Annotated in this window: 25 protein-coding genes and 2 pseudogenes; 10 read left to right on the forward strand and 17 right to left on the reverse strand. The window is 68.3% G+C overall.

The window, feature by feature from the left end; all coding sequences use genetic code 11:
* Positions 1-16 precede the first annotated feature (16 nt).
* From AU192_RS05550 to AU192_RS05575, 6 genes are read right to left on the reverse strand one after another with little or no spacing between them, the layout of a single operon-like run.
* Positions 17-1,372 carry a PfkB family carbohydrate kinase gene (locus AU192_RS05550; protein ID WP_064394789.1) on the reverse strand — a complete coding sequence of 452 codons (1,356 nt, stop codon included), beginning with the start codon at positions 1,370-1,372 and terminating at the stop codon, positions 17-19.
* Positions 1,365-1,943, reverse strand: a complete 579-nt coding sequence (locus tag AU192_RS05555; RefSeq protein WP_064394790.1) for a D-sedoheptulose-7-phosphate isomerase — start codon at positions 1,941-1,943, stop codon at positions 1,365-1,367. The genes AU192_RS05550 and AU192_RS05555 overlap by 8 nt, the downstream gene beginning before the upstream one ends.
* Positions 1,940-2,959, reverse strand: a complete 1,020-nt coding sequence (locus AU192_RS05560) for a glycosyltransferase family 9 protein (RefSeq protein WP_064394791.1) — start codon at positions 2,957-2,959, stop codon at positions 1,940-1,942. Before AU192_RS05560 ends, AU192_RS05555 begins: the two co-directional genes overlap by 4 nt.
* Positions 2,956-4,449 carry an HAD-IIIA family hydrolase gene (locus tag AU192_RS05565; protein WP_064394815.1) on the reverse strand — a complete coding sequence of 498 codons (1,494 nt, stop codon included), beginning with the start codon at positions 4,447-4,449 and terminating at the stop codon, positions 2,956-2,958. Before AU192_RS05565 ends, AU192_RS05560 begins: the two co-directional genes overlap by 4 nt.
* Positions 4,446-6,101 (reverse strand): carbamoyltransferase family protein, encoded by a 1,656-nt coding sequence (locus AU192_RS05570; protein ID WP_064394792.1) that lies wholly within the window; start codon positions 6,099-6,101, stop codon positions 4,446-4,448. The genes AU192_RS05565 and AU192_RS05570 overlap by 4 nt, the downstream gene beginning before the upstream one ends.
* 7 nt (positions 6,102-6,108) lie before the next feature.
* Positions 6,109-7,077 carry an NAD-dependent epimerase/dehydratase family protein gene (locus AU192_RS05575; protein WP_064394793.1) on the reverse strand — a complete coding sequence of 323 codons (969 nt, stop codon included), beginning with the start codon at positions 7,075-7,077 and terminating at the stop codon, positions 6,109-6,111.
* Positions 7,078-7,114: 37 nt separating this feature from the next.
* Here AU192_RS05575 and AU192_RS05580 point away from each other — a divergent pair, with 37 nt between their 5' ends.
* Positions 7,115-7,999 (forward strand): glycosyltransferase family 2 protein, encoded by an 885-nt coding sequence (locus tag AU192_RS05580; RefSeq protein WP_064394794.1) that lies wholly within the window; start codon positions 7,115-7,117, stop codon positions 7,997-7,999.
* Between the two features lie 5 nt (positions 8,000-8,004).
* Here AU192_RS05580 and AU192_RS05585 read toward each other — a convergent pair whose 3' ends face one another.
* Positions 8,005-9,231, reverse strand: coding sequence for a glycosyltransferase (locus AU192_RS05585; protein WP_064394795.1), 1,227 nt, complete (start codon positions 9,229-9,231; stop codon positions 8,005-8,007).
* Positions 9,232-9,250: 19 nt separating this feature from the next.
* On the reverse strand, positions 9,251-10,225 hold the full coding sequence (locus tag AU192_RS05590; RefSeq protein WP_064394796.1) for a glycosyltransferase: 975 nt from the start codon (positions 10,223-10,225) through the stop codon (positions 9,251-9,253).
* Positions 10,226-10,389: 164 nt separating this feature from the next.
* On the opposite strand from AU192_RS05590, the gene AU192_RS05595 reads away from it, so the two are divergent.
* Positions 10,390-10,593 (forward strand): hypothetical protein, encoded by a 204-nt coding sequence (locus tag AU192_RS05595; protein WP_064394816.1) that lies wholly within the window; start codon positions 10,390-10,392, stop codon positions 10,591-10,593.
* A 105-nt stretch (positions 10,594-10,698) separates the two neighbouring features.
* Positions 10,699-10,935, forward strand: coding sequence for a microaggregate-binding protein 1 (mbp1, locus tag AU192_RS05600; RefSeq protein WP_064394817.1), 237 nt, complete (start codon positions 10,699-10,701; stop codon positions 10,933-10,935).
* 56 nt (positions 10,936-10,991) lie between these two features.
* Here mbp1 and usfY read toward each other — a convergent pair whose 3' ends face one another.
* The 4 genes from usfY to AU192_RS05620 form a co-directional block, all read right to left on the reverse strand.
* Positions 10,992-11,300: a protein UsfY gene (gene usfY / locus AU192_RS05605; RefSeq protein WP_064394797.1), complete on the reverse strand. Its 309-nt coding sequence runs from the start codon at positions 11,298-11,300 to the stop codon at positions 10,992-10,994.
* Between the two features lie 100 nt (positions 11,301-11,400).
* On the reverse strand, positions 11,401-12,033 hold the full coding sequence (locus tag AU192_RS05610) for a flavodoxin family protein (protein WP_064394798.1): 633 nt from the start codon (positions 12,031-12,033) through the stop codon (positions 11,401-11,403).
* Positions 12,030-12,401, reverse strand: coding sequence for a hypothetical protein (locus tag AU192_RS05615; protein WP_064394799.1), 372 nt, complete (start codon positions 12,399-12,401; stop codon positions 12,030-12,032). The genes AU192_RS05610 and AU192_RS05615 overlap by 4 nt, the downstream gene beginning before the upstream one ends.
* Positions 12,402-12,486: 85 nt before the next feature.
* The gene (locus AU192_RS05620) at positions 12,487-13,167 is read right to left on the reverse strand and encodes a PAS and ANTAR domain-containing protein (RefSeq protein WP_064394818.1); all 681 of its coding nucleotides are present in this window, start codon (positions 13,165-13,167) and stop codon (positions 12,487-12,489) included.
* Between the two features lie 122 nt (positions 13,168-13,289).
* On the opposite strand from AU192_RS05620, the gene AU192_RS05625 reads away from it, so the two are divergent.
* Together AU192_RS05625 and AU192_RS05630 are read left to right on the forward strand one after the other, a co-directional pair.
* Positions 13,290-13,841 (forward strand): restriction endonuclease, encoded by a 552-nt coding sequence (locus AU192_RS05625; protein WP_064394800.1) that lies wholly within the window; start codon positions 13,290-13,292, stop codon positions 13,839-13,841.
* A gap of 134 nt (positions 13,842-13,975) precedes the next feature.
* Entirely contained in the window at positions 13,976-14,848 is an 873-nt protein-coding gene (locus tag AU192_RS05630) for a hypothetical protein (RefSeq protein WP_064394801.1), read from the forward strand.
* A 68-nt stretch (positions 14,849-14,916) separates the two neighbouring features.
* On the opposite strand, the gene AU192_RS05635 is transcribed toward AU192_RS05630, so the two are convergent.
* Positions 14,917-15,756: an SDR family oxidoreductase gene (locus AU192_RS05635; protein ID WP_064394802.1), complete on the reverse strand. Its 840-nt coding sequence runs from the start codon at positions 15,754-15,756 to the stop codon at positions 14,917-14,919.
* A 117-nt stretch (positions 15,757-15,873) separates the two neighbouring features.
* Between AU192_RS05635 and AU192_RS05640 the strand changes: the two genes are divergently transcribed.
* The 3 genes from AU192_RS05640 to nei2 all read left to right on the forward strand — a co-directional run bounded on the left by AU192_RS05640 (position 15,874) and on the right by nei2 (position 21,978).
* On the forward strand, positions 15,874-16,524 hold the full coding sequence (locus tag AU192_RS05640; RefSeq protein WP_064394803.1) for a TetR/AcrR family transcriptional regulator: 651 nt from the start codon (positions 15,874-15,876) through the stop codon (positions 16,522-16,524).
* 94 nt (positions 16,525-16,618) lie between these two features.
* Entirely contained in the window at positions 16,619-21,169 is a 4,551-nt protein-coding gene (locus tag AU192_RS05645) for an ATP-dependent helicase (RefSeq protein ID WP_064394819.1), read from the forward strand.
* A 35-nt stretch (positions 21,170-21,204) separates the two neighbouring features.
* Positions 21,205-21,978: an endonuclease VIII Nei2 gene (nei2, locus tag AU192_RS05650; protein ID WP_064394804.1), complete on the forward strand. Its 774-nt coding sequence runs from the start codon at positions 21,205-21,207 to the stop codon at positions 21,976-21,978.
* Positions 21,979-22,055: 77 nt separating this feature from the next.
* On the opposite strand, the gene AU192_RS05655 is transcribed toward nei2, so the two are convergent.
* Entirely contained in the window at positions 22,056-23,162 is a 1,107-nt protein-coding gene (locus AU192_RS05655; RefSeq protein WP_064394805.1) for a fatty acid desaturase family protein, read from the reverse strand.
* Between the two features lie 20 nt (positions 23,163-23,182).
* Complete coding sequence (locus AU192_RS05660; RefSeq protein ID WP_064394806.1) at positions 23,183-24,250, reverse strand: ferredoxin reductase; 1,068 nt, start codon at positions 24,248-24,250, stop codon at positions 23,183-23,185.
* A 69-nt stretch (positions 24,251-24,319) separates the two neighbouring features.
* Between AU192_RS05660 and AU192_RS05665 the strand changes: the two genes are divergently transcribed.
* A complete protein-coding gene (locus AU192_RS05665; RefSeq protein WP_064394820.1) occupies positions 24,320-25,006 on the forward strand; it encodes a TetR family transcriptional regulator in 687 nt (228 codons plus the stop codon).
* Between the two features lie 27 nt (positions 25,007-25,033).
* A pseudogene (locus AU192_RS05670) lies at positions 25,034-25,821 on the forward strand (enoyl-CoA hydratase/isomerase family protein).
* On the opposite strand, the gene AU192_RS05675 reads toward AU192_RS05670, so the two are convergent.
* Together AU192_RS05675 and AU192_RS25885 are read right to left on the reverse strand one after the other, a co-directional pair.
* Complete coding sequence (locus AU192_RS05675; protein ID WP_064394807.1) at positions 25,787-26,557, reverse strand: SDR family NAD(P)-dependent oxidoreductase; 771 nt, start codon at positions 26,555-26,557, stop codon at positions 25,787-25,789. The pseudogene AU192_RS05670 and the gene AU192_RS05675 sit on opposite strands and share 35 nt — an antisense overlap.
* Positions 26,558-26,586: 29 nt before the next feature.
* Positions 26,587-26,693 (reverse strand): annotated as a pseudogene (locus tag AU192_RS25885) (RNA-binding protein); the annotation flags it as partial.

Below are 26,693 nucleotides of genomic sequence, written 5' to 3' on the forward strand. Positions count from 1 at the left end.
GAGAGTTCCTTTCGGTTCACGACCGCGCTGCGGCGATCAGATTTGACGATGAGTAGCCGGCGACGGTCGGCAGCAGCACGACCTCACCGCCGTGGCGGCGGACCACGTCGGCCTCGGGAAGGTCGGCCTCGGTGTAGTCGCCGCCCTTGACCCAGATGTCGGGCCGCAGTTGCTCCAGCGCCGCTTCAGGTGACAGTTCGTCGAAGATCACCACGGCGTCGACACACGCCAGTGCGCCCAGCACCCGCGCCCTGTCCTGATCCGCGACGACGGGCCTGCGCAGGCCCTTCAACGCGCGCACCGAGGCGTCGGAGTTCAGCAGCACCACCAACGCGTCGCCGAGATCACGGGCCTGCCGCAGCAGGCGGACATGACCGGTGTGCAGCAGGTCGAAGCAGCCGCCGGTGGCGACCAGCCGGCCTGCGCGCCGGCGCAAGCGGTCCCGGACCTCGACGATGTCACCGGTGAGCGCGGTCGACGTTGCCGCCGAATGGGTTCCACCGACTGCCACGGCGCTCGACACGCCAACCGCACCGCCCGCGGCGACGAACCTGCTGGCGGCGTCCACCGCGTCGGCGACGGCGTCGTGAACACCCTTACCCGCCGCGAGTGCCATGGTGGCCGCGATCGCGAACCGGTCCCCCGCGCCGCAGGTGTCGCCGTGGTCAACCCGTGCGACCGAATCCCGCACGGGGTGGTGCTCGTTCCGGGTGTCGGTCGCCACGAGTGCACCCTTGGAACCCAGGGTCACGCACACCGCTCGCGCCGCCCACTGTTCGCGCAACGACTCCGCCGAGCGTCCCGCCGCCTCGTCCTGGTTCGGGGTGACCAGCCAGCAGCCCGGGACAGGTTCGCTCCCGCGCGGATGCGGGTCCCATACCGTCGGCACTCGCCGCGCGGCCGAGGCGATGAGCTCGCGAACCTCACCATGCGCGGTGATGCCGCGCCCGTAGTCGGCCACACAGACCGCAGCGGCCTGCCCGAGCACCTCGGCCACCTCGGGGGGTACCGCGTCCCCGGCGGCCGCTCCATCACCATGGTCGAGCCGCAGCATGGACTGCCCGGCCGCACGGATCCTGGTCTTACACACCGTGTTCCCGGCCATCGGCAAACCGATGACCCGCACGCCGGCATCGGCCAGCAGGTCGGTCAGCGCGCGGCCTTCGGTGTCGTCGCCGACCGCGGTCACCAGCACCACATCGCAGCCCGTCCGCGCGGCGAGCACCGCGGCCAGTCCCGCCCCGCCCGGGCGTCGCCATATCCGTTCGGTGTCGACGACCGGGACGGGCGCCTCGGGACTGAGCCGGGTTGCGGTGCCTTCGATATCGACGTCGAGCATGGAATCGCCGATGACGACCAATGGCTCACTCATGGGAGGCCGCCAGCAGAACCTCGTCGACGGCGATGCACAGCGCATGCACGAGGAGCAGGTGGACCTCCTGGACCGTCGCGGTGGTCGGCGCTTCGACGCAGACGGCGTCGTCGCACATCGCGGCGAGGGGATTGGGCTCAGGGCCGGTCAACGCCCATGTGGTGAGGCCGGTTTCGTGTGCAGCCTTGACGGCAGCGAGCACATTCGGACTCGTCCCGCTGGTCGACAGCGAGACCAGTACGTCGCCCGGCCTACCGTGTGCGTGCACGCCTCTGGCGAATATCTCGTCGATTCCGTAGTCGTTTCCGATCGCGGTGAGCGCCGATGTGTCAGCGTGTAACGAGATGGCGGACATGGGCATTCGCTCGCCTCGGAAGCGGCCGACCAGTTCCGCGGTCAGATGTTGCGCCTCGGCCGCGCTACCCCCGTTGCCGCACGCGAGTAGCCGGCCGCCGGTGGTGAGGACATCGGCGAGCCGTCGCCCCCACGCGGCCAGCTTGGGCGCCTCCGGTGTGAGGTGGCGGGCCGCCTGTGACAGTGCGGAGAAGTGGGTTTCGATCGTCGGATTCATTGCCGTCCTCCAATTCGGTTGACCGCGTCGAGCAGTTCGTCGTCGGTGATGCCGTCCAGGCACGGGTGCCCGGGCACCGGGCAGACGCGGGCCCGGGTGAGCCGACAGGGGGCCTGTTGATCTCCGAGCCGAATGACGGTGGACCCGTACGGGCTCCACTGTGAGGCGGGCACAACGGGAGCGAACAACGAGACCACCGGTGTGCCGACGGCCGCCGCCAGGTGGGCGGGCCCGGTGTTGGGTGCGATCACCATCCGCGCCGCGGCGTAGACGGCCGCCAACGTCTCCAGGGTCGTGCGCCCTCCGAGGTCGGTGGCCGACTGCCCCGCTACCGCCGCGGTGAGCTCGCGTTCGCCGGGATCGCCGGTGACGACGACCCGGTACCCGGCGGCGACGAGTGCCTCGACCATGCCGATGCTGCGCTGCGTGGTCGGTCGACGCGCGGGCACGGCGGCTCCGGGATGGAAGACGACAAACGGTGCATCGCCAGCTGATTCGGCGATTTCGGTGGGCAGTGGCGGTGGCTGCCGCACCCGCAGCGTGCCGTCGTCACCGTCGGGCAGCTCGCAACCGGCCGCCGTGGCCAACGACAGCGCGCGCTCGGGCTCGGGTATGCCGTCGGGAACGTGGTGGCGAAGGTCGAGCAGTGTTCCGGGATAGTCCTCGCTGATCGCCCCGACCCACGGCACCGAAGCCATCCGACAGATCAATGCCAGCGGCAGCGGGGACTGATGAAACGACGTGAAGATGTAGACCCGCTCGGGGGCGATGTCGCGCAACTGTTTGACCAACGCCTCCACGTGTCCCGCGGTCAGCTCGGGTGAGTCGAAGTCCACCCACGGCGCCTGCCACTCGATGATGTCGTCGATGGCGGGCAGGAGCTCGGCGGCGGCTCGCCCGCGCGGCCCAGCCAGAAAGGTGACCTCGTCGTGTGTTTCGGCCACGGCGCGGACCGCGGGGCCGGTGATCAACACGTCCCCTGCACTGTCCAAGCGCGCAACGACCGCCCGGCTCATCGGCAGTCCCTGAGCACCATGGACACCGCTTCGTCGATGCTCGTCGCGACGCGCGCCTTGATCAGTGCCTCACTGATCTCGTGGCGCAGCGTGCGGTCGGTGGGCACGAGTATCGCGTCGGCGCCCGCGGACAGCGCGGCCTCGACGTCTCCGCCGGTGTCACCGATCATCACGCACCGGGAAGGGTGCACGCCCAGCGCGGCGGCGGCGTCTTCGACCATGCCGGGAGCGGGTTTACGGCAGCGGCATTCGTCGTCGGCGTCGTGCGCGCACAGGTGCCACGAGTCGAAGGGGCCCAGCGCAGAATCGACCTCCGCGTTGACGGATTCGAGTTGTTCGGTGCTGATCAACCCCTTGGCCACCCCGGACTGGTTACTCACGATGGCCAGCAGTAACCCGTTGCGACGCAACCGATCCAATGCGCGGTGCGCGCCCGGCAGCGGGCGGACACGGGCCGGATCGTTGAGGTAGGGCCCGTCCTCGATGATCGTGTCGTCGCGGTCGAGCAACACCGCCAGCGGCGGATCGCGCCGCGCGCTGCGAAACGCCCACTCCCCAGCCACGCGGTGCCACACCGCGACCGGCGGGATCAGCGCGCTGGTGAGCGTCATCCGTGCGGCCTCGGTGAAGGTTCGGGGGCCGGACCGGACTCGGCGGATCGCGAACTGTCCGGTCAGCAGCGCCCATGCCGCGGCGGCGGTGCGCGCGACGCGCCACCGGCCCGCCACCGCACTCAGCGCCGCGACGACGGCTGCGGCCGTGGTCACCGAGTGCGCCGGGAGCCGGCCTCGACCCTCACCGATCGCCGAGCGCCAGCGCCAGCCGAACTTGCGGCGAAGCAACGCGTTGTCCCGGTTGCCGATCTGGGCGCGCACGCTGCTCATCAGCGTGGCGTTCGCGACCGGATGGGTGCACCGGCGGGATCCGCGGACAATCCCGTTGCCGGCCTGATTGATTCGCAGCGCGATGTCCGAGTCCTCTCGGTAGGCCCGGGGGAACCGTTCGTCGAACCCGCCGACGTCGACCAGGACGTCGCGCCGGAAAGCCATATCGGCGGTGATCCACTTGGCCTCGGCGAGTCGCTGGGTGCGTTGTTCGTCGTCGGTGGCCTTGCGGCCGGCCACTCGCGGCACATCGATCACCGCTTGTGAGCCTGCGGCCGACTCCACGTCGGCCTTGGCCAGGTCCTCGGCCAGCGCGGTGAACCAGTCAGGTTGTGGGACAACGTCATCGTCGAGGAAGCACACCCATTCGGTCCGGGTCGCACGCCAGCCCGTGTTGCGGGCGGCCGCCGGCCCTCGTCCCCCGCTGCGCAGCACGGTGACCGGAAGCCGTGAGTCCACCTCCAGCGGCGGATGCGGCCGCGGGCGGTCGTCGACGACGATCACCGCAGCCGGTGCCGGCCCGGCGGACCCGTCGAATTCTGCGAGCAGGCGGTGCAGCGACGGCCGCCCGACCGTCGGCACCACGACCGAGAACGACGGCGTCATGCCGGCCGCCTCACGGTGAACGGACCGATCGCCAGCACGTCGATCGGTGCGCTGCCGAAACATTCGAGTGCGTCGCGCGGGGTGTCGACCATCGGCCGCCCGGCGGTGTTGAAGCTGGTGTTGACGATCACCGGGACACCGGTGCGGCCGGCGAACCTGCTGATCGTGTCGTGCAGCAGTGGGTGGCTGCGGTCGACGGTCTGGATGCGTGCGGTGCCGTCGACGTGGGTGACCGCGGGAATCCGGTCCCGCCACTGGGCGGCGACCTCGTGCACGAACAACATGTACGGGCTCGGAATAGGTCCGCCGGAGAAGATCTCGGCGGCGCGTTCGGCGAGCACCATTGGGGCGACCGGCCGGAACTGTTCACGGCCCTTCACGGTGTTGAGTCGCTCCAGGTTCTCGATGCGCCGGGGGTCGGCCAGCAGTGATCGCTGGCCGAGCGCGCGTGGCCCGAACTCGGCACGACCCTGGAACCAGCCGACGAGTTTGTTGTCAGCCAACGCGTCTCCGATCGCGGCGGCCAGATCCGTGGGCCGTTCGTGAGGTATCGCGGCTTCGGTGAGCACCGCGGCGATCTCGTCGTCGGAGATCCCGCGGCCCAGCGCCGCCGACGGCATCGGCGCAATCGGTTCACCGGCGTCTCCCGCCAGCGCCAGTGCCGCGCCGAGCGCGGTTCCCGAGTCCCCCGCTGCGGGTTGCACCCACACGTTCGAGAAGCCGCCCCTGCGGAAGATCTTCGAGTTGGCCACGCAGTTGAGGGCGACACCTCCTGCCAGACAGAGGCTTTCGTGGTCGGTGCGGTCGCGAAGCCAGCCGACGAGGTCGAGCAGCACTTCCTCGACGACCGTCTGGACGCTGCACGCCAGGTCGGCGTGCTCGGGTTCGGGCCGGTCCAGCGCGTGTCCCTTCCCCGCGCCGGGCGCACGGGCGGGAGTGATCGAGTTCCAGTCCACCGGTTCGGTGCGGAAACCACCGTCGGCGCAGGCGTAGACCGCCTCGCGGAACCTGTCGGCGAACCGTGGCGTCCCGTAGGACGCCATCGCCATCACCTTGTACTCGTCGCTGGAGCGCTTGAATCCGAGGTGCTCGGTGAGGCTTTCGTAGAACAGACCCAGCGAGTGCGGAAGCGACTGTGTCGCGAGCACGTCGAGCTTGTGGTCGCGATAGCTCCCGGCCAGCATCGAGGACCGCTCGCCGCGGCCGTCGACGACCAGCACCGCGCAGTCGGGGTGGGGGGAGGCCAACGCGGTGGACGCGGCGTGCGCGACGTGATGGCGGACGTGCCGCACAATGCCCGGGTCGAGCCCGGGCAGGGCGGACTGCAGAAAACGGGGGGCCCGGTCGGCGTAGAGCGTGCGCAGGTACTCCCAGTCGCGGTCCAGGCCGGCGAGCCCGTCGGTGGACTCGTCCATCAGGCGCGGGTCGTAGGAGTATCCGACCAGATCCAGGTCCGACGGCTTCAGGCCCGCCTGCTCGAGGCACCAACGCGCCGATTCCACCGGCAACTCCCACGTCGAGAACGGCACGGCCTGTTTGCCGTGCTTGCGGCGCGTGAACCGCTCCTCCTCTGCGGCCGCGACGATCTGACCGTCCACCACGAGCGCGGCAGCCGGATCGTGGAACACCGCGTTGATTCCGAGAATGCGCATGACTTCCTCAACTCCCCTGCAGTGCAACGGTTGCCGATTGCCGGCGGAACCAGTCGACGGTCATCGACAGTCCGTCGGTGTAGCTGACTCGCGGACGCCACCCCAGCAGCTCGCGCGCCAGCGAGGTGTCCGGGCACCGGCGCTGCGGGTCATCCTGCGGCGCCGGACGGAACTCGATCGGCGAGGTGCTTGCTGCCAGATCCCGGATGAGCTCCGCGATGCGCAGCACCGTCAGTTCGTCGGGGTTGCCGACGTTGACGGGTCCGGTGCAATCGGATTCGGCCAGGGCGATCAGCGCCGCGACGGTGTCGCCGACGAAACACAACGACCGGGTCTGGGCGCCGGTTCCGTTGACCGTGATCGGCTCACCCGTCAATGCCTGGTGGCAGAAGGTCGGCACGACCCGGCCGTCGTCGTGCCGCATCCGCGGTCCGTATGTGTTGAAGATCCGCGCCACGGCGATGTCGGCCGACCGCTCTCGCAGATAGGCGAATGTCAGCGCCTCGGCGAACCGCTTGGCTTCGTCGTACACGCTGCGCGGGCCGATCGGATTGACGTTGCCCCAATACGATTCGCGCTGCGGATGTTCCAACGGATCGCCGTAGACCTCGCTGGTGGAGGCCAGCACCAGCCGCGCACCGCACCGCTGCGCGAACTCGAGCATGTGTGAGGTGCCGAGCGCCCCGGTGCGAAGCGTGTGGATCGGCAACTGCAGATAGTCCACCGGGGATGCCGGTGATGCGAGGTGGAAGACGGTGTCGATTCCCGACGGCAGGTCGGGCAGCGACTCGCTGATGTCGTGCGCGACGAACCGGTATCCCGGTCGGTCCACGAACAGGTCGGCGGCGGTCGGCGCGCTGGTGGACAGGTCGTCGACACAGGTCACCTCGACACCCCTGTCGAGCAGTCGCTCGCACAGGTGTCCTCCGAGAAACCCTCCGCCGCCGGTGACCAGCGCACGATTGATGTCATGCATCGTTTGCCTTCCGATTCCGCGGGTAGCCGTCTGGGTCATGCAGGGCCCAACTTCCACCGACGTCTCGTTCGTGATCGCCAGCCAGAATCGCGCCGCGGAGTTGTCGACCGTGGTGGCCAGGCTGCTCGACACGACGCCGTGTCCGATAGTGGTGGTGGACAACGCCTCCACCGACGACACCGCAGCGATCATCCACGGCATGGCGGCTCGGTCCGCAGGCCGCCTTGAACTCGTCGAGCTCGACACCAACCTCGGCGCGGTCGGACGCAACGTCGGGGTGGCGGCGTGCCGCACGCCGTACGTGGCGTTCTGCGACGACGACTCCTGGTGGATGCCGGAGGCTCCCCAGATCGGTGCGGAGACCTTCGAACGTCATCCATCGGTGGGACTGCTTGCCGCGCGCACGATTGTCTGGCCGCAGCGCCGGGAGGATTCGTTCTGCGCGATGCTCGCCGACAGCGCGCTCGGCAGGCGGCCGGACCTGCCGGGTCCGTCGATCCTGGGCTTCATGAGTTGCGCGGCCATGGTGCGCAAGCGGGCGTTCGAAGAAGCCGGCGGCTTCAGCCCCATCCTGCACTTCCGCGGGGAGGAGCAACTGCTCGCACTCGATATGGCCGCGGCGGGCTGGGACCTCTGCTACTACCCCGAACTGCTGGCCATTCACCAGCCGTCCTCGGTGCGCGCCGCGTCCGCGGCCCAAGCCGCGAGGGTGCTGCGCAACGATGTCCTCACCACATGGCTGCGACGCCCGATCCGCCACTGCCTCAGCGCAAGCGGGCGCTTGGCCGTGGCGGCGCTGCGCGACCGCGACCATGCCAGGGGTGCGGCCCAGGCCATGGCCCGGATTCCCGCGGTGGTCGTCCAGCGGCGGCCGCTCCCCCGTGAGCTGGAGGAAGCGGTGAGGGTGCTGGAGTCGGGCTGAGCCGGTCATCCGGACGACAGGCTCGTCGCCGGCTCCGGTTGCGGGACCCGCACCGGCACCAATCGGTCGTAGATCCGCTGGATGTCGGCGGCGATCCGGTCCCACGAGTAGCGGGCCCGCGCGCGATCCCGTCCGGCGGCGCCCATGCTCTGCCTGAGGAAGTCGTCGCGGAGCAGCCTGTTCACCGTCTTGGCCACCTCGTCGGGCCGCTGGGGCTTGAGCAGCTGTCCGGTCACGTCGTGGACGACGGTGTCGAGCATTCCGCCGACCGCCGACGCCACCACCGGCACCCCGCACGCCATCGCCTCAAGCGGCACGATGCCGAACGGTTCGTACCAGGGAGTGCACGCCACCACGTCGGCCGATCGAAGAATCGCGGGCATGTCCGCCCGGGACACCGATCCGTACAGCATCACTCGGTCCGCGACACCCAATTCCGTTGCCAGATCCATCAAACGACGTGCCTCGGGATCGGAGCCGAGTTGTGACTGGTCGGGTCCACCGACTATCACCAGTTCGGTATCGGGCAGATGGGGCAACGCGCGCACCACGACATCGAAACCCTTACGGGGCACGAACCGGCCGACGCTGACGATGCGGTGCTGCTCGGAGCGCGGCGCCACAGGTCCTTCCGGGCTGAACAGGTCGAGGTCGACGCCGCAGGGCACCACGGAGATCCGGTTGCGGGAGCGCCCCATTCGCATCAGCTCGAACACCTCGTCGGTGCAGGTGGCCGCGACCCAGGTGGCGGAACGCGCCACCGTCGCCTCCAGGCGCAACCGTTCCGGCGGGCTGGTGTCCTGCACACCCTGGTGGCGCCGTTTCACCACGCCCAGCGCGTGAAACGTCTGGACCGCAGGCAGATTGAGATGGCGCGCGGCGAGTTGCGTTGCGATACCCGACATCCAGAAGTGGGCGTGCGCGACATCGGGTCGATCCGCAGCCCAGTCGGCGTCGAGGAACTGGGCGAACGGACCCATGTACGAGAGGAGTTCGTCCTTGGGTAACGGCTCCGGCGGGCCGGCCGCGACGTGCACAACGGTGTATCCCTCGGGTGTGACCACGCGGTCAGGCAGCTCCGGGTCGTCCCTCCTGGTGTAGACGCTCACCTGATGACCGCGTCTGGTCAGCGCCGCCGACAACTCGGCGACGTGTACGTTCTGCCCACCGGCATCGACCCCGCCGAGCGCGGCGAGCGGGCTGGCGTGTTCAGACACCATTGCGATCTTCATCGGCGCCCTCCTTTCGTTGTCATCGACAGCACTCATCGATGAGGTCGTCCCATTGCGCGAGGAACCGATCGATTCCGAACTGCGCCATGGCGAAATCGCGCGCCGCCTTACCCGCCGCCGAGGCGGCCGCGCCGTCTGCGACGAACGACGACAGAGCGCGCGAGAGTGTGTCCATATCGGCGCTCACCACGCCGGCCTCGGGCGGCACCACCAGTGGTGCCATCGTCGAGGCGACGGCGACCACCGGCATCCCCATGAACATCGCCTCGATCAGCGACAGGCCCAGAGACGTCCATCGGGCAGTGTGCAGGAACACGCGACGGCGGGCCACCTCGGGCAGCAACGCCGCAGTGGGCACGTCGCCCCTCCCGCGCACCTGCGGGCTCGTGATGCATTCGCTGAGCACGTCGGTGTCGATGCCCCACACGTCGATCGGGACCTTTTGCCCGAACGCCGCCAGCAAATCCGCACCGACCGTGCGCCAGCGGCGGCAGGGTTCGTTGATCATCGTCGCCGCGGCCTCGACGTCGCCCTGGTAGAGCGAGCCCGGATCGGCAATCCCGTGCGTGATGACGCGGGTGGGCGCGGCACCGTTGTTCCACATGAGCCGGTTGAAGTCGGTCACGTGCACGATCGGGATGTCGCTCCGTTCAGCAACCGGATGGACGCTGTCGACCGCGAACGGTCGCGGAGCGTTGTGCTCCACGTAGACGGCGGGTACGTCCAGACCGGGTCGCCGTCCCAGCCATCGGCTCGTCAGCTCGATCTCTTCGGGACGCTGCAACACCACCAGATCGATCGGCTCGTCATACAGTTCAGGCGGCGAAACCTCCTCAGCGCGTGGCCAATTCCGACCACAGAGTCCTCGGCCGTCGGCATCCCTCTCGCCGTTCACAGGTAACACACAGCGATGGCGGCCGGCGACGAAAGACTCCGTCCAGGACCCGTGTACGTGCCAGAGCAGCACCGAACGCGGACTCGAGACGACCGACATGTGGCCCGCCTACCCGAGCCCCTGACCAGCAAAACGGTTCCCCCACGACTCTTCGCATCGCGGACAAGTGCCGATTCGTATTCCGGACGGTTCACTTCGGGGCGCGGATGAGCTGCGGCATCGACCACCGTTTCGCTATGTGGGCCGGGGGTACACGAGTGGGCATGTCAGACAGCGAAGGCCTGCCCGACGACGTTCCCGTGGCCGACGCGGTGGAACAACAGCGCGCCGCCAGCGAACCGGTTCTCGACGAGGAGGCGGGCGCTGATTCGGAACCGAATCCGCCTTTGGAGGCGTCGCCCGCCGACTGGCAGGAGCAGCTGGAGGCGGTCGAGATTGACCCCGAGGATGACGTGGCGGCGGAGTGACCCCGGACGCGCGAGCGTTTAGTCGTTCAGGCCCTCGGGAACCCGACACCTGCGCGAGGAAGTTCCTCGTGGTTGGACTGATCCACTGCACTGCGGAAGGTGAACATGACCGAGAAGAACAGTGGCCCTGAAGAAGGCATCAAGGGCGTCGTCGAAGACGTAAAGGGCAAAGCTAAGGAAACGGTCGGCACCGTCACCGGCCGCGACGATATGGTTCGCGAAGGCAAGGCCCAGCAGGACAAGGCCGATGCCCAGCAGGACGCCGCCAAGAAGGAAGCCGAGGCGGAATCTGCGCGCGCAGGCGCCGATGCCGCCGAGAAGCGCCAGGAGAACGAGCAGTAACCGATCCAAATCGGGAAAGCCCAGCCGAATCGGCTGGGCTTTTCTCTTTCCGTGCGTCAGCTACTCGGTTTTTGCCGTTGCGCTTCGGGATGTTCTGCGTACCAACGATCTTCGATCTTACGTACCCGCAGATGCTCTACGAGCAGCCAGCCGCCGCCGATGATGAACAGCACAGCCGACCCGCTGCCCAGTCCGACGCCGACGCCGTGTTCGTCGGCGCCGTGAGCCGCCAGCGCCGAGACGAACAGCACCAGGGCAATACCGATGAGGATCAGCCCCGGCATGTTCTTGGTGTCCTTCATCGACTCCCCGGCGTGCGGACGCGTCGTCCTCGCGTGGTCGACGGGATCCTTCGGGCTTTTCATCGGTACTCCTCTCTCGGCATACCTCCGCCCGGGTATGGGCTATTGACAACGCTAGAACTACCCGACCGCAGAGGGGCAGAAACCGGCCGAACGCCGGCCTTCACTCATACGGCGGGTACTGGTCTGCCCGCAGGGCCCTTGCGAGATGAGCGGCGTTGCGGGCCAACGCGGCAGTCGTCGACGCGACGGGCTCGGGTACCTCGTCGAGATCCTTGTAGTCCTTGCTCTGCATCGCTTCGCCGGTCCAGTAGGTGCCACCCTGGGCCGAGATGGTGTAGCCGATGTCGTTGAGGCCTTGAAAGCAGTCGGCGATCACCTTGTGAGCGCCGTCCTCGTTGCCGACGACACCGACCACGGCGACCTTGCCGACCATGATCGGCCGGGCGGCGTCGTCGGTGCTCGACAGTTCGGCATCGAGGCGTTCCAGCACACGCTGCGTGACGCTGGACGGATGTCCCAACCAGATCGGGGTGCACAACACCAGGATGTCGGCGCGCAACAGTTTCTCGCGGATGCGGGGCCATTCGTCGCCGTCTCCCATGTCGGCCTCGACGCCCGGTGCGATCGCGTAGTCGACGCAGCGCAGCACCTCCGTCTCGACCCCCGCACCACGCAGGTTCTCGCAGATGCGTTCGGCCATCAACGCGCTGCTCGACTCCGCGGGGCTGGGCTTGAGGCTGCACACCAATGCCACGGCGGTCAGCGGTCGGTCTGCGTTCGCGGCGGCGCTCATGCGCCTAACACCGGGAACCCGGCGAGGGCGGGCATGCTCGTCGTGAGTACCAGCAGCATCGAGGTCAGCAGGAACCATCCCGCGCCTTGCCACGCCGACGACATCTCGCCTCCACGCCAGAGCTGATACGCGCGGAAGAACGCCCGCAGCCCGCCGGCGAACAGAACAGCGGGCGCCGCAAGCGCCAGCAGGGTCCGCTGGGCTGCCCCGCACGCCAGGCTGTCGGCCGTCGCGCCCTGGCACGTGCTCACCCACACCATCGCGCCGATCAGGAAAATGGCACCGGTCGCGCCGATCCCGAGGGCGAACCGTGCCGCGTCGCGGATGCCGGTGTCGACTTGTCTCAGCTCGGTGGGACCGTGGTACACGACGAGAAACTCCCGAATTTGCTGCTGAATCAGCGGAACAGGTTTGACGCAGCGCAGAGTTCCCGGTCAAAACGTCCGGTAAACCTCAATCTCGAACGCGATAGTGTGCGGTGAGCAGCAGCCTGTCGTAGGTCGACCGCGGCGGCAACTCCTCCTCATAGGTGAGCCCGAGGAAATCATTGGCGATTTGCTCGGCCAAGCTCCGCAGCTTGGTGTTGGTCTCCTGCGAGCGCCACCGGAGCAACTCGAACGCCGAATCGGCGGAGATCCGGTAGATCAGCATCAGCATCCCCTTGGTCTGCTCGATCGGACCGCGGGCCTCCGCCATCTCGGTGACCGCCGCACTGAAGGCCCTGTCGCGCCGCTGAAGCGTGGACGGGGTGACATCGACATAGAACCCGTGGGTTCCGACAACCTGATCGTTGTCGTCGAAGAGTTGGTCGCCGACCACGACCACGTGGTGCACCTCGCCGTGGGTGTCGATGATCCGGTGGCGGGTGGAGAACGCGCCCGACGTCCGGCGGATCTCATCCAGTGTCGCCGCCACCTGGCGGTAGTCGTCGGGATGTTTGTGTGACAGCACGAGTTCCGTCGACGGTTCCGTCGTACCCGGCTCGTAGCCGTGCATCCGTTCGACTTGCGGCGACCACTCCCAGCGTTCGTCGGCGAAGTAGAACCGGAACCAGCCCACCCGGTGGGGGTCGCCGCCGGCAAGCGCCTGCTCGACGGGTGTCTGCCCGTCGGAATCGGGCAGCTCGTCAGTCATGATCGCGGGTTGACGCCGGTGATCGCACACGTGTATTCCAGCACGATCGTCGGTTCGTATCTCGGACAAGCACCGGATCGGCCGACGCGGGGCTGTCGGGGTCGCGCCTTACGATCCGTCACGTGAGCGTCAAGCTGTACCTGGCTTCGGCCTCGGCGGCGGGCGTAGCGGCATTGCTGCTCGGGCTCGCCCCGCAGTGGAGCCTCGCTCTAGGACTGGTCGCGCCGCTGGTGCTCGCCGCGCTTCCGCACTTCCTCGCAGGCACGCTCGTCGGCGTCACCACTCCCGGCGCACGCGAGGACGTCACCGCCGCGATGTCGGGCCCGGAATTCGAGGATCATGTGGCGCGAGTGGCCCGGTCGTGCGGAGCGCCGGTGATCATGACCGCGATCACCGGAGACTGGGGAGTCGACATCATCGTCGGCAAGCGACCGGATCGCCTTGCCATCCAGTGCAAACGGCAGTCGCGCCCCGTCGGAGCGAGCGCCGTGCAGGAAGTGGTGGCCGGTGCGCCCATGCAGGACTGCACCAAGACGATGGTCGTCACGAACCACGAATTCACCACCGCCGCACGCAAACTCGCCGAGCTTCACGGATGTGAGCTGGTCGGCGGCGCCGACCTCCCGCGGTTACGGTCGACGATCCGGCGACTTCTGGAGCCGTCCGCGCTCTGACCGCGCGAACGTGCCGTTTCATACGCGACACGCCGCGAGAAGCGGATGAGACCGCACAATCGCGTCGGCAAAGCTGTGGATAACGTGGGCTCTCACGCCGAACGATGTCGTGGCGGGGCGCGACCGTTGCGGCCATGGAAGATCTCGACTGGCCGTTTCGAGCAACCGAGGCACTCGACGCGGGACTACTGACGTTTCGCGAGTTGCGGCAGTTCCACACCGGTATCTATCCCGGGGTATGGGTGCCGCGGGGGGCCGAGCTGTCGGCCGTCGACCGGGCCAGAGCCGCCTGGCTGTGGTCACGCCGACGCGGCGTACTGGCAGGCCTATCGGCGTCGGCAATACACGGCTCGAAATGGATCGAGTCTGACGTCCCCGCCGAACTCGTGTTGTCCAATCGGCGACCGCCGAAACAGATCACCGTCCACAGCGACACACTGTTGCCGGAGGAGATCCGGATGGCCCACCGGATGCCCGTGACGACGCCGGAGCGCACCGCGTTCGACCTCGGCCGCCGGCTCCCGCTCGATGAAGGGGTTCAACGCATCGACGCGCTGATGAATGCGACGGACCTCAAGCCCGCCGACATCGACGAGGTGGCGCAGCGCCATCCCGGCGTGCGCGGCTTGCGGCAGCTGCGCCGAACACTGGACCTCGTCGACGGCGGCGCGGAGTCGCCGTACGAATCACTGACCCGACTGTTGCTGATACAGGCTGGATTTCCGCGTCCGGAAACCCAGATACGGGTGCTCGACCGTTCGGGGCGCGTGGTCGCCCGCATCGATCTCGGATGGCGGCAGTACCGCGTCGGCGTGGATTTCGAAGGCGCACACCACTGGACTGACCCGCGACAACGTACGGCCGATGCCGAGCGGTACTGGCTGCTACCGCGTCTCGGCTGGAACGACATCCGACTGACCAGCGGCATGTTGCACAACCAGCCGCGGGTCTTTCTCGAGCGAGTCGGCGAGGCGCTGATCGCCCGCGGCTGCCCGAAAACATGGTGACCGTGCGGTTTCATCCGCGAATTCGGCGTGTCGCGGATGAAACCGCACGATCGACCGGTCGCAGCACGCTACAGGATCGGCCTGCCGCCGGTCACCGCGATCCGCGCGCCCGTCACATAGCTCGCCTCGTCGGACGCCAGCATCACATAGACCGGCGCCAGTTCGACCGGCTGGCCCGCACGGCCCAGCGGCGTGTTCTCCCCGAACTTCTTGACCTTCTCCGGCGGCATCGTCGACGGGATCAACGGCGTCCAGATCGGGCCCGGTGCAACGCTGTTGGCGCGAATGCCCTTCTCGCCCAGCATCTCCGCCAAGCTCGCGGAGAAGTTGGCGATCGCCGCCTTGGTGGCCGCGTATGGCGCCAGCTTCGGGTTCGGCATGTCGGAGTTCACCGATGAACTGCCGATGATCGACGCACCGGCGCCCATGTGCGGAAGCGCGGCCTTCACGAGGTAGAAGTACGCCCCGATGTTGAGCCGGAACGTGTAATCCCACTCCTCGTCGCTGATTTCGTCGAGGGTGTCGTGCGTCATCTGGTAGGCGGCGTTGTTGACGAGCACATCGATGCCGCCGAATTCCTCGACGGCGCGGTCCACGACGGCGCGGCAGTGCGCCGGGTCGGAGAGATCACCGGGCATTAGCACACATTTGCGCCCGGCGTCCTCGACGTACTTTTGGACCTCCTTGGCGTCGCCGTCCTCGTTCAGGTAAGCGATCAGCACGTCGGCGCCCTCGCGCGCGTAGGCGATCGCGACCGCGCGGCCGATTCCGCTGTCGCCTCCGGTGATGACCGCGCGCTTACCGGTCAGCCGGCCCGACCCCTGGTAGCTCGTCTCCCCGCAATCGGGGGCCGGGGTCATCTCGCTCTGCACACCCGGCGGGGACTGCTGCTGTTCTGGAAAACTCATCGATGGCCTCTCGTGCTCGCGGAATGTCTCGCCCTCGGGGTTACCCCCGAGCGCTTCGAATACTCCGCGGCACGTCGGAAGAGCCGCTGTTTGACATGTGTTCACTAGGATGACGCCATGGCCGAGTCCCGACGGCGGCTCTCCCCCGCCGACCGACGCAGCGAACTGCTGACGCTCGGTGCCGAGGTGTTCGGTCAGCGGCCCTACGACGAGGTCCGCATCGACGAGATCGCTGAACGCGCCGGAGTGTCGCGTGCGCTGATGTACCACTACTTCCCGGATAAGCGAGCGTTTTTCGCCGCGGTGATCCGCGCCGAGGGCGAGCGGCTGTTCGAGGCCACCAACGTGCCACCGCGCCCTGGGCAGAGCCTCTTCGACCAGGTGCGCGAGGGTGTGCTCGCGTATCTGCGCTACGACGACGAACACCCCCACGGCGCATGGGCCGCCTACGTGGGATCGGGCCGCTCCGACCCGGTGCTGCGGGGCATCGAGGACACCGACAACGACCGTCAGGCCAACCGCATCCTCGGCCGCATCCATGCCGCCGTCGGCGACGACCTGGACTCCAAGGTGGAGCGCGATCTCCGCATTACCGTCTACGGCTGGCTGGCCTTCACTTTCGAGATGTGCAGACAACGGCTCATGGACCCGTCCATCGAGGCCGGTCCGGTCGCCGACGCGTGCGCACACGCCCTGTTCGACGCCGTCGGACGGGTCGGTGGCATCCCTTCTGCCCTCCGCGAAGCGGTCTCGCCGAAACGCCGCTGACCTGTGATTTCGGCGCGCTAACTAGCGCTGGACGATACCTACAGCGCCGAAATCGCCGGAAACGTGTCGGTGGCGGGGTGCACGATGGATGTCGATGAGCAAATCCCCCCTCGCCCGGTTCAGCGACCTGACCCGGGAATGGTTCACCGGCACGTTCGCCGAGCCGACGCCCGCCCAGGCCCAGGCCTGGTCGGCGATCGCGGACGGGGACAACACGCTCGTCATCGCGCCGACCGGGTCCGGTAAGACGCTCGCGGCGTTCCTGTGGGCAATCGATCAACTGGCATCCGTCCCCGCCGAACCGCGAGCCGGCACCAAAGTGCTGTACGTCTCGCCGCTCAAGGCACTCGCCGTCGACGTGGAGCGCAACCTGCGCACCCCGCTGACCGGTATCGCCCGGGTGGCCGAACGGCGCGGCGTACCGGCCCCGCGGATCAGCGTCGGCGTGCGCTCCGGCGACACCTCCCCGGCGCAACGGCGCGAATTGATCGCCCGGCCGCCCGATGTCCTCATCACCACGCCCGAATCGCTGTTTTTGATGTTGACCTCGGCGGCGCGCGACACCCTGGCCAACGTCGAGACCGTCATCGTCGACGAGGTGCACGCCGTGGCGGCCACCAAACGCGGCGCCCACCTCGCGCTGTCGCTGGAGCGGCTCGACCAACTTCTGGACACGCCCGCGCAGCGGATCGGGTTGTCGGCCACCGTACGACCCCCAGAGGAGGTGGCGCGGTTCCTGTCGGGTCAGGCCCGCACGACGATCGTGGCGCCGCCCGCCGCCAAGACGTTCGACCTGTCGGTCCAGGTGCCGGTGCCCGATATGGCGAACCTCGAGAACAACACCATCTGGCCCGACGTCGAGGAACGCATCGTCGACCTGGTCGAATCGCACAACTCGTCGATCGTGTTCGCCAACTCGCGACGGCTCGCCGAACGACTCACGTCGCGGCTCAACGAGATTCACGCCGAACGCACCGGCCAAGAGCTCGAGACGGGACCCAACACCGGCGTCGCGGGCGGCTCACCCGCGCACATCATGGGCAGCGGGCAGGCGTCGGGTGCACCCACGCTGCTGGCCCGCGCGCATCACGGCTCGGTCAGCAAGGAACAGCGGGCGATCGTCGAGGACGACCTGAAAAGCGGCCGGCTCAAGGCCGTCGTCGCGACCTCGAGCCTGGAACTCGGGATCGACATGGGCGCAGTCGATCTGGTGATCCAGGTGGAGGCCCCGCCCTCGGTGGCCAGCGGGCTGCAGCGCATCGGCCGCGCCGGCCACCAGGTCGGCGAGATCTCGCAGGGTGTGCTGTTCCCCAAGCACCGCACCGACCTGATCGGCTGCGCGGTGACGGTCAAGCGGATGCTCTCCGGTGAGATCGAGACCATGCGGGTGCCGACCAACCCGCTCGACGTGCTCGCGCAGCACACGGTCGCCGCGTGTGCGCTCGAACCGCTCGACGCCGACCGCTGGTTCGACGCCGTGCGGCGCAGCGCCCCGTTCGCCACCCTGCCGCGCAGCGCGTTCGAGGCGACGCTGGACCTGCTGTCGGGTAAGTATCCGTCGACGGAGTTCGCCGAGCTGCGACCCCGCCTGGTGTACGACCGCGACACCGGCACGCTGACGGCCCGGCCGGGTGCACAACGGCTGGCGGTCACCAGCGGCGGCGCAATCCCCGACCGCGGGTTGTTCACGGTCTATCTGGCCACCGATTCGGAAAAGCCCTCCCGCGTCGGGGAACTCGACGAAGAGATGGTGTACGAGTCCCGCCCGGGCGACGTCATCTCGCTGGGCGCGACGAGTTGGCGGATCACCGAGATCACCCACGACCGTGTCCTGGTGATCCCGGCCCCCGGCCAGCCGGCGCGACTCCCGTTCTGGCGCGGCGACGGCGTCGGCCGCCCGGCCGAACTGGGCGCCGCGGTCGGGGCGTACACCGGCGAGCTGGCCCGCCTCGGTAAGGACGAATTCGACCAGCGTTGCCGCTCAATGGGCTTCGACCAGTTCGCCACCGACAACCTGTGGCAGCTGATCGACGACCAGCGCCAAGCCACGGGTGTCGTCCCTTCGGACGCCACGTTCGTCGTCGAACGGTTCCGCGACGAGCTCGGCGACTGGCGCGTCATCCTGCACTCGCCCTACGGACTGCGGGTGCACGGTCCGCTCGCGCTGGCGGTGTCGCGACGGCTGCGTGAGCGGTACGGCATCGAGGAGAAGCCCACCGCGTCCGACGACGGCATCATCGTGCGGCTGCCCGATACCGAGGACGCGCCTCCCGGCGCGGACCTTTTCGTTTTCGACGCCGACGAGATCGAGCCGATCGTCACCGCCGAGGTCGGAGGCTCGGCGCTGTTCGCGTCCCGTTTCCGCGAGTGTGCGGCCCGCGCGCTGCTGCTGCCGCGCCGCCATCCTGGCAAGCGATCCCCACTGTGGCATCAGCGCCAGCGCGCCGCGCAATTGCTCGACGTCGCGCGCAAGTATCCCGACTTCCCGATCGTGTTGGAGGCCGTGCGGGAGTGCCTGCAGGACGTCTACGACGTGCCCGCGCTGACGGAGCTGATGCACCGGGTTGCACAGCGCCGGTTGCGCATCGTCGAGGTGGAGACCACCACGCCGTCACCGTTCGCCGCGTCGCTGCTGTTCGGCTATGTCGGCGCCTTCATGTACGAGGGCGACAGCCCGCTGGCCGAACGCCGCGCGGCGGCACTGTCGCTGGACAGCGTCCTGCTCGCCGAACTGCTGGGCCGGGTCGAGCTGCGCGAGCTGCTCGATCCGCAGGTCATCACGAGTACAACGCGACAACTGCAGCATCTGAGCGACGACCGGCGGGCCCGTGACGCCGAGGGCATCGCCGACCTACTGCGGCTGCTAGGCCCGTTGACCGAAGCCGAGATCGCCGACCGCTGCACGACTTCCGACATCGGCGGCTGGCTCGAGGGCCTGCGCGCCGCCAAGCGCGCGTTGACCGTGTCGTTCGCCGACCAGACGTGGTGGGCCGCGATCGAGGACATCGGCCTGTTGCGCGACGGCGTGGGTGTGGCCGTGCCGGTCGGGGTGCCGACGGCGTTCACCGAGTCTGTCGACGACCCGCTGGGTGAGCTGCTCGGCCGCTACGCCCGCACCCGCGGGCCGTTCACCACACACGATGCGGCCGCGCGGTTCGGCCTGGGTCTGCGCGTCACCGCCGACGTGCTGGGCCGGATGGCCATCGACGGCAAGCTGATTCGCGGTGAGTTCACCGATCTGCCGGTCGCCGACCCCGGCGCTGCTGAGCAATGGTGCGACAGCGACGTGCTCAAGATTTTGCGGCGCCGGTCGCTGGCGGCGCTGCGCGCACAGATCGAGCCGGTCAGCACCGCGGCGTACGGGCGCTTCCTGCCCGCGTGGCAGACGGTTGGCTCGGCGCACAACAGCGGCGTCGACGGGCTCGTTGCCGTGATCGATCAGCTTGCGGGCGTGCCGATTCCGGCTTCGGCCGTCGAGCCGCTGGTGTTCGGTCAGCGCGTCCGCGACTACCAGCCCGCCATGCTCGACGAACTGCTGGCCTCCGGTGAGGTCACCTGGTCGGGAGCCGGCCAGATCGGTGGCGGCGACGGGTGGATCGCCTTCCATGCCGCCGAGTCGGCGCCGTTGACGTTGACCGCCCCCACCGAGATCGAGTTCACCGACACCCACCGGGCGATCCTCGATGCGCTCGGCTCACCCGGTCAGGCTGGCGGCGCTTACTTCTTCCGTCAGCTCGCGGACAACCCGACCGAAGACCACAAGAACGCGCTGTGGGATCTGGTCTGGGCGGGCTGGATCACCGGCGACACGTTCGCGCCGGTGCGCGCGAAGCTGATGGGCACCCGCGGGGCGTCGGGGCGGCGCGGCGCACCCGCGCACCGCCAGCGGCGACGGGCGCCGCGGCTCAGTAGCTACAGCGTCGCGCACGCCCAGACCCGCAACGCCGACCCCACGGTGGCGGGCCGGTGGTCGGCGCTGCCGGTCGCCGAACCGGAATCGACTGTGCGCGCGCACTTCCAGGCCGAACTGCTGCTCGGCAGGCACGGCGTGCTGACCAAGGGCGCCGTCGGCGCGGAGGGCGTGCCCGGCGGCTTCGCGATGCTCTACAAGGTGCTGACGGCGTTCGAGGATGCCGGCCGATGCCAGCGGGGCTATTTCGTCGAGTCACTCGGCGGGGCCCAGTTCGCCGTCGCATCCACGGTGGACCGCTTGCGGACCTATCTGGACAGCGTCGACCAGGACCACCGCGAGTACCACGCGGTCGTCCTGGCGGCCGCCGATCCGGCAAACCCCTACGGCGCCGCACTTCCGTGGCCGACACGGCGATCCGATGACGACGTCACGCACCGCCCCGGTCGTAAAGCCGGTGCGCTGGTCGCGATGGTCGACGGCGAACTGGTGTGGTTCCTCGAACGTGGCGGGCGCTCGCTGTTGAGCTTCGCCGAGGACACCGACGCGCACGTCGCCGCCGCCGCGGCCCTGGCCGATCTGGTCAGCAGCGGTCGGGTCGGATCGTTTCTCGTCGAGAAGGTCAACGGGGTCCCGGTTCTCGAACCGGGTGCAGAAGGCGAGCGCGCCGCGGTGCACGACGCCCTGCTGGGCGCTGGGTTCGCCCGTACACCGCGCGGCCTGCGGTTACGGTGATGAGAGCCTGCGCGACGAACAGAAGGCGCTGAGGCATGCCCGAAGGCGACACGGTCTACCGCACCGCCACGAAGCTGCGCGAGGCGTTGGTCGGCAAGCCGCTCACCCGTTGTGACGTTCGGGTGCCCAAGTTCGCCACGGTCGACCTGACGGGCTGCGTCGTCGACGAGGTGATCAGCCGGGGTAAGCACCTGTTCATCCGCGTCGGGGACGCCAGCATCCACTCACATCTGAAGATGGAGGGCGCCTGGCTGGTTGGCGGCCAGATCCGTCGGGTACCGGAGTACAAGATCCGGATCCTGTTGCACACCAGCGATTCCCGAGCTGCCGGTGTCGACCTCGGTGTGCTGGAGATCCTGCAGCGTGACCACGATATGGAAGCCGTCGCCCACCTCGGCCCCGACCTGCTCGGCGACGACTGGGAACCGCGCGTCGCCAGGGCCAACCTCGTCGAGGACCCGGAACGGCCGCTGGCCGACGCGCTGCTGGACCAGCGCGTGATGGCGGGCGTCGGCAACGTCTACGCCAACGAGCTCTGCTTCGTCACCGGCTACCTGCCCACCACCCCGGTCGGCAAGGTCAAAGACCCGCTGCGGATGGTGCAGCGGGCCCGAGACATGCTGTGGCTGAACAGGTCCCGCGTCAACCGGACCACGACCGGTGACACCCGCGGCGGTCGCGACCTGTGGGTCTATGGCCGGCGTGGCCGACCGTGCCGACGCTGTGGCACGCCCATCGAGTCGGACTCGGTGCGTCCCGGCAAGCCGGGCGATCGCGTCTCGTACTGGTGTCCGGTCTGCCAGACCTGAACCGTGCCGAAACTGCGGTTTATGACGGGTTTCGACCGATTCCCATCAGAAACCGCAGTCTCGCCGCGCCGGAGGCGTTACGGCAACGCCAGTCGGACGATCTTGCGCACCACCGTCGCGAACTGCCGCGGCAGCGACCCCGCGTTGTACGGGATCCCGTAGCGGGTGCAGATGTCCTTGACCTCCGCGGAGATCTCGGCCAGGCGGTGCGCCGGGATGTCGGGGAACAGGTGGTGCTCGATCTGGAACGACAGGTTCCCGCTCAGAATGTGGAACAGCCTTCCACCCGTCAGGTTCGCCGAGCCCAACACCTGTCGGAAATACCACTGACCCCGCGTCTCGGCCTTGGTCTCCTCGACGGAGAACTCCTGCACGTCGTCGGGAAAGTGGCCGCAGAAGATGATCATGTACGCCCACACGTTGCGCATCAGGTTCGCGGTCAGGTTCCCCGCGACGACCCACGGCGCGAACGGCCCGGCCAGCAGCGGGAACGCGACGTAATCCTTGAGCGTCTGGCGTTTGGTCTTGCGCCAGATGCCCTCGAGGATCTCGCGCTTGTCGGCGATCGTGATCTCGCCGGCGCGGATGCGCTCGGTCTCGAGTTCGTGCAGCGCGACGCCGTACTGGAACAGCACCATCAGCAGGAAGGCATAGACCGGATTGCCGAGAAAGTACGGCGTCCACTTCTGGTCCTTGCTCATTCGCAGGATGCCGTAACCGACGTCGCGGTCCATCCCCACGATGTTGGTGTAGGTGTGGTGCATGTAGTTGTGCGAGTGGCGCCACTGCTCGCCCGGGCAGGCGGTGTCCCACTCGAAGCCCCGGCTGGAGATGTTCGGATCGCCCATCCAGTCGTATTGACCGTGCATGACGTTGTGGCCGATCTCCATGTTGTCGAGGATCTTCGACAGCCCCAGCAGCGCGGTGCCCGCCAGCCAGAACGGTGGGAACACCCCGCCGAACAGCAGGGCCCGCCCGCCGATCTCGAATGCACGCTGCGTCTTGATGATTCGACGGATGTAGGTGGCGTCGCGCTCGCCAAGGTCGGCGATCACGCGCTCCTTGAGCGCGTCGAGTTCGCGGCCGAAGGCCTCGGCCTGCTCGGCGGTCAGACTGATCTTCCTGCCCGCCACCGTCTTTTCGAGGGTGTGCGGTTTCGAAGTGATATCGGTGATGACAGTCATGTCGAACTCCTTTTCGGTTTCTACAACGCGAGGTCGACGTCGCCGACAGGAGCCGAGACGCAGATCTGCACGTCTTCGTCCTCCGCGGTCGACACCGCGCCGGTGACCAGGTTCTTCACCACGCCGCGCGTCTTGCGGCGGGTGCAGCTGTGGCAGATGCCCATTCGGCATCCGCTTTCGGGGGTCAGGCCTGCGTTTTCGGCCTGCTCCAGCAGCGGGCGGCCGTCGTCGGTCACCGCGACTCCGCTGTCGGCGAACGTGATCGTGCCGCCCGAGGGTTCGACGGGCGCGGTGTACGTCGGGGGGACAAAGCTTTCCGAGTGCACGTTCGTGCAGTGCTCGCGCACGGCCGACGCGAGTTCGGGCGGGCCGCAGACGAACACCGCGTCGGGGTCGGGCATCGCCGCCGCCAGATGCGCGGGTCCGAACCGGCCGGTCAGGTCGGAGCCGGCCGTCGACCGCGTGTAGCCGTGCAGCACCCGCACGCCGGTCATGGCGTCGAGCTCGGCGTGGTAGCACGCGTCCTCGGCCGAGCGGGCGTAGTGGATGAATGCCACCTCGCCGCCGTACCCGCCGGCTCGCAGCGTCCGCGCCATCGACATCACCGGGGTGATGCCGCTGCCGCCCGACACGAACAGGATGCGGCGCGGTGCGTCGTCGGGGAGCACGAAGTCGCCGCCGACCGAGTCAAGACCCACCACCATGCCGGGGCGGGCGTTCTCGCACAGGTAACCGGAGACCAGCCCGCCGTCGTGGCGTCCCACCGTCAGCTCGAGGTAAGGGTCCCCCTCGGCGTTGGCGGGCGAGTACGGCCGGGTGCGACGACGACCGTCGATCTCGACCGTGAGGTTGATGTGCTGTCCGGCGCGAAAACCGGTGAACGCCTGATTCGGCTCCAGCGTGAGGGTGACGCTGCGCGGGGTCTGCCGCCGCACCGCGACGACTTCCGCGCGAGCATCTGAGCGCGTCCACGTGGGCGCGACAAGCTCGGTGTATCGGTCCACGCCATGGGGGCCGGTGAGCAGGTCGACCAGCGGCGACCCGAGCACCCTGTCCCGGAGACCACGCGTCAACGTTTGAGTGAACATATGTACACCGTCCCCGCATGTGCAGCACCTCGTCAACCCATTCACCCAGGTTGTGGTATGTTTCACACAGTGAACAGTCGTACGCCTAGCTCACGGTCGAGCCGGTCGGGACGGTCACGATCGCGCGAGCACCCGCGCACGACCATGTCCCGCGAAGAGCGCAAGGAGGCCACCCGGCAGGCGATCGTCGCGGCCGCCCTCAAGTTGCTCGAAGACCGCAGCTTCTCCGCGCTGAGCCTGCGCGAGGTCACCCGCGAAGCGGGTATCGTGCCTGCGGCCTTCTACCGGCATTTTGAGTCGATGGAAGCCCTCGGGCTCGTCCTCATCGACGAGTCGTTCCGCAGCCTGCGCGACATGCTGCGCGGGGCCCGCGCCGGCAAGCTCGACCCGAAACGGGTCATCGAGTCCAGCGTCGACATCCTCATCGACGGCGTGAACGAACGGCGCGAGCACTGGCGGTTCATCGGCCGCGAACGGAACAGCGGCGTCACCGTTCTGCGCTACGCCATCCGCACCGAGATCCGGCTGATCACCTCCGAGCTCGCGATCGACCTGGCCCGTTTCCCGAACCTGAACACGTGGAGCAGCGAAGATCTCAACATCCTGGCCAGCCTGTTCGTCAACGCGATGATCGTGATCGCCGAGGCCATCGAGGACGCCCACGACCAGGCCGCGCTCAACGAGATCAAGCGGGTGGCAGTCAAGCAGCTGCGGATGATCGCAGTCGGTGTCGGGGGATGGCGCAGCAGCGGGTGAAATCCGGCGCGGGTTAGCGTGTGCTGCATGCCGCACCTCGAATTGGCCTACCCCCGCCCCGACATCGCCGTCCTCACGCTGAACCGCCCCGAGAAGCTCAACGCGCTGTCTTACGAACTCGTCGAGGACCTCCACTCGACGCTGGCGCAGATCGACTCCAACAACGAGTGCCGCGTCGTCGTGCTCACCGGCGCCGGACGTGGGTTCTGCTCGGGTCTGGACCTCACCGATCCCAACCCGGAGAAGACAGGCCAGGGAACGGAGTTCCCGCGTTCGGGCATGCGTTGGCAGGAACGCATCGCCGACCTGACCGCACGCATCCACCGGCTGCGCCAACCGGTGATCGCCGCCGTGAACGGGGTCGCGTACGGCGGGGGAATGGGCATCGCGCTGGCCTGCGACATCCGCATCGCCTCGGAGTCGGCGCGCTTCTGCACACAGTTCATCAAGCTGGGCCTCGGTGGCTGCGACATCGGGGTCAGCTACACGCTTCCGAGGATCATCGGCGCCGGCCCGGCGTTCGACCTCATCCTCACCGCGCGCGCTGTCGACGCCCCGAAGCGCTGAGGCTCGGCTTGGTGTCGCGGGTGTCGACCGACGAAGCGATCGTTTTCGACGCCATGGCGATCGCCGAGACACTCTGCGGCTACGGCAAGTTCGGCCTCGAGTCGACGAAGCAGGTGCTGTGGGCGAACCTGGAGGCGTCGAGCCTGGAAGCGGCCCTGCACTTGGAGAACCGCAGCCAGATCCTGGCCTCGACCAGCGGCGAGATGCGCGAGGCTAGCGAGGCGTTCCGCCGCCGTCCACGATCATGACCGTTCCGGTGATGTAGCTGCCGGCATCCGAGGCCAACAGCAGGGCGGTGCCGACCATCTCGTCGGGCGATGCGAGTCGTTTGAGGAAGGTGCTGCGCGCCATCCCGTCGACGACCTCCTGCGGGTTGTTGCGCATCATGTCGGTGTCCACCGGTCCGGGGGCGATCGCGTTCACCCGGATGCCCGAGGGCGCGAACTCGGCGGCCATCGATCGGGTGAACGACATCAGTGCGGCCTTGTTGGCAGAGTAGATCGAGGTCAACGCCGAGAAGTTGAACGCCCCAACCGAGACCATGTTGATCACACTGGCTTTCGCGCTGGCCTTCAGGTAGGGCAGGGCCGCCTGCACCAGGAACACCGGCCCGCGCAGGTTGACCTCGAAGGATTTCGTCAACGCATCGGGCGTCATCGCACCCAGTGGTTGCGCCAGGGGGTTGGCGGCGTTGTTGACCACCACGTCGACGCCGCCGTACTCGTCGACGGTGCGCTGCACCAGCGCCTCGAGGGCATCGACCTCACCCAGGTGGGTCGGCACGCCGACCGCCGAACCCCCGAGGTGGCGCAGATGTTCCGCGGCCCGCTCGCAGGCCTCGGGTTTGCGGCTGGCCACGACGACGCGGGCGCCGGCGAGGACGAAGCCCTCGGCCAACGCGAGGCCGATGCCCCTCGTGCCGCCCGTGACGATCACGGTGCGGTCGGTCATATCGAAGAGACGGTCGAACGAAGCGCGGTCCACGGCCGTCAGTCAAGCAGATGGGTCAGCGGTCAGATGCAACCGCTCACGCTGATCCGTCGCCCCACATTCGCGCACACGCTGACGTTCGGCGCAGGTGGCGGCGGGACGTACACCGGGGGCGGCGGTGGCCGGCAAC

The organism is Mycobacterium lehmannii, from assembly GCF_001499925.1.
Taxonomy (GTDB): Bacteria; Actinomycetota; Actinomycetes; order Mycobacteriales; family Mycobacteriaceae; genus Mycobacterium; species Mycobacterium lehmannii.

Excerpts from the sequence above, each read along its gene's own strand:
- AU192_RS05550 (WP_064394789.1), bottom strand. The coding sequence starts at position 1,372 with ATGAGTGAGCCATTGGTCGTCATCGGCGATTCCATGCTCGACGTCGAT.
- AU192_RS05555 (WP_064394790.1), bottom strand. The coding sequence starts at position 1,943 with ATGAATCCGACGATCGAAACCCACTTCTCCGCACTGTCACAGGCGGCC.
- AU192_RS05560 (WP_064394791.1), bottom strand. The coding sequence starts at position 2,959 with ATGAGCCGGGCGGTCGTTGCGCGCTTGGACAGTGCAGGGGACGTGTTG.
- AU192_RS05565 (WP_064394815.1), bottom strand. The coding sequence starts at position 4,449 with ATGACGCCGTCGTTCTCGGTCGTGGTGCCGACGGTCGGGCGGCCGTCG.
- AU192_RS05570 (WP_064394792.1), bottom strand. The coding sequence starts at position 6,101 with ATGCGCATTCTCGGAATCAACGCGGTGTTCCACGATCCGGCTGCCGCG.
- AU192_RS05575 (WP_064394793.1), bottom strand. The coding sequence starts at position 7,077 with ATGCATGACATCAATCGTGCGCTGGTCACCGGCGGCGGAGGGTTTCTC.
- AU192_RS05580 (WP_064394794.1), top strand. The coding sequence starts at position 7,115 with ATGCAGGGCCCAACTTCCACCGACGTCTCGTTCGTGATCGCCAGCCAG.
- AU192_RS05585 (WP_064394795.1), bottom strand. The coding sequence starts at position 9,231 with ATGAAGATCGCAATGGTGTCTGAACACGCCAGCCCGCTCGCCGCGCTC.
- AU192_RS05590 (WP_064394796.1), bottom strand. The coding sequence starts at position 10,225 with ATGTCGGTCGTCTCGAGTCCGCGTTCGGTGCTGCTCTGGCACGTACAC.
- AU192_RS05595 (WP_064394816.1), top strand. The coding sequence starts at position 10,390 with ATGTCAGACAGCGAAGGCCTGCCCGACGACGTTCCCGTGGCCGACGCG.
- mbp1 (WP_064394817.1), top strand. The coding sequence starts at position 10,699 with ATGACCGAGAAGAACAGTGGCCCTGAAGAAGGCATCAAGGGCGTCGTC.
- usfY (WP_064394797.1), bottom strand. The coding sequence starts at position 11,300 with ATGAAAAGCCCGAAGGATCCCGTCGACCACGCGAGGACGACGCGTCCG.
- AU192_RS05610 (WP_064394798.1), bottom strand. The coding sequence starts at position 12,033 with ATGAGCGCCGCCGCGAACGCAGACCGACCGCTGACCGCCGTGGCATTG.
- AU192_RS05620 (WP_064394818.1), bottom strand. The coding sequence starts at position 13,167 with ATGACTGACGAGCTGCCCGATTCCGACGGGCAGACACCCGTCGAGCAG.
- AU192_RS05630 (WP_064394801.1), top strand. The coding sequence starts at position 13,976 with ATGGAAGATCTCGACTGGCCGTTTCGAGCAACCGAGGCACTCGACGCG.
- AU192_RS05635 (WP_064394802.1), bottom strand. The coding sequence starts at position 15,756 with ATGAGTTTTCCAGAACAGCAGCAGTCCCCGCCGGGTGTGCAGAGCGAG.
- AU192_RS05640 (WP_064394803.1), top strand. The coding sequence starts at position 15,874 with ATGGCCGAGTCCCGACGGCGGCTCTCCCCCGCCGACCGACGCAGCGAA.
- AU192_RS05645 (WP_064394819.1), top strand. The coding sequence starts at position 16,619 with ATGAGCAAATCCCCCCTCGCCCGGTTCAGCGACCTGACCCGGGAATGG.
- nei2 (WP_064394804.1), top strand. The coding sequence starts at position 21,205 with ATGCCCGAAGGCGACACGGTCTACCGCACCGCCACGAAGCTGCGCGAG.
- AU192_RS05655 (WP_064394805.1), bottom strand. The coding sequence starts at position 23,162 with ATGACTGTCATCACCGATATCACTTCGAAACCGCACACCCTCGAAAAG.
- AU192_RS05660 (WP_064394806.1), bottom strand. The coding sequence starts at position 24,250 with ATGTTCACTCAAACGTTGACGCGTGGTCTCCGGGACAGGGTGCTCGGG.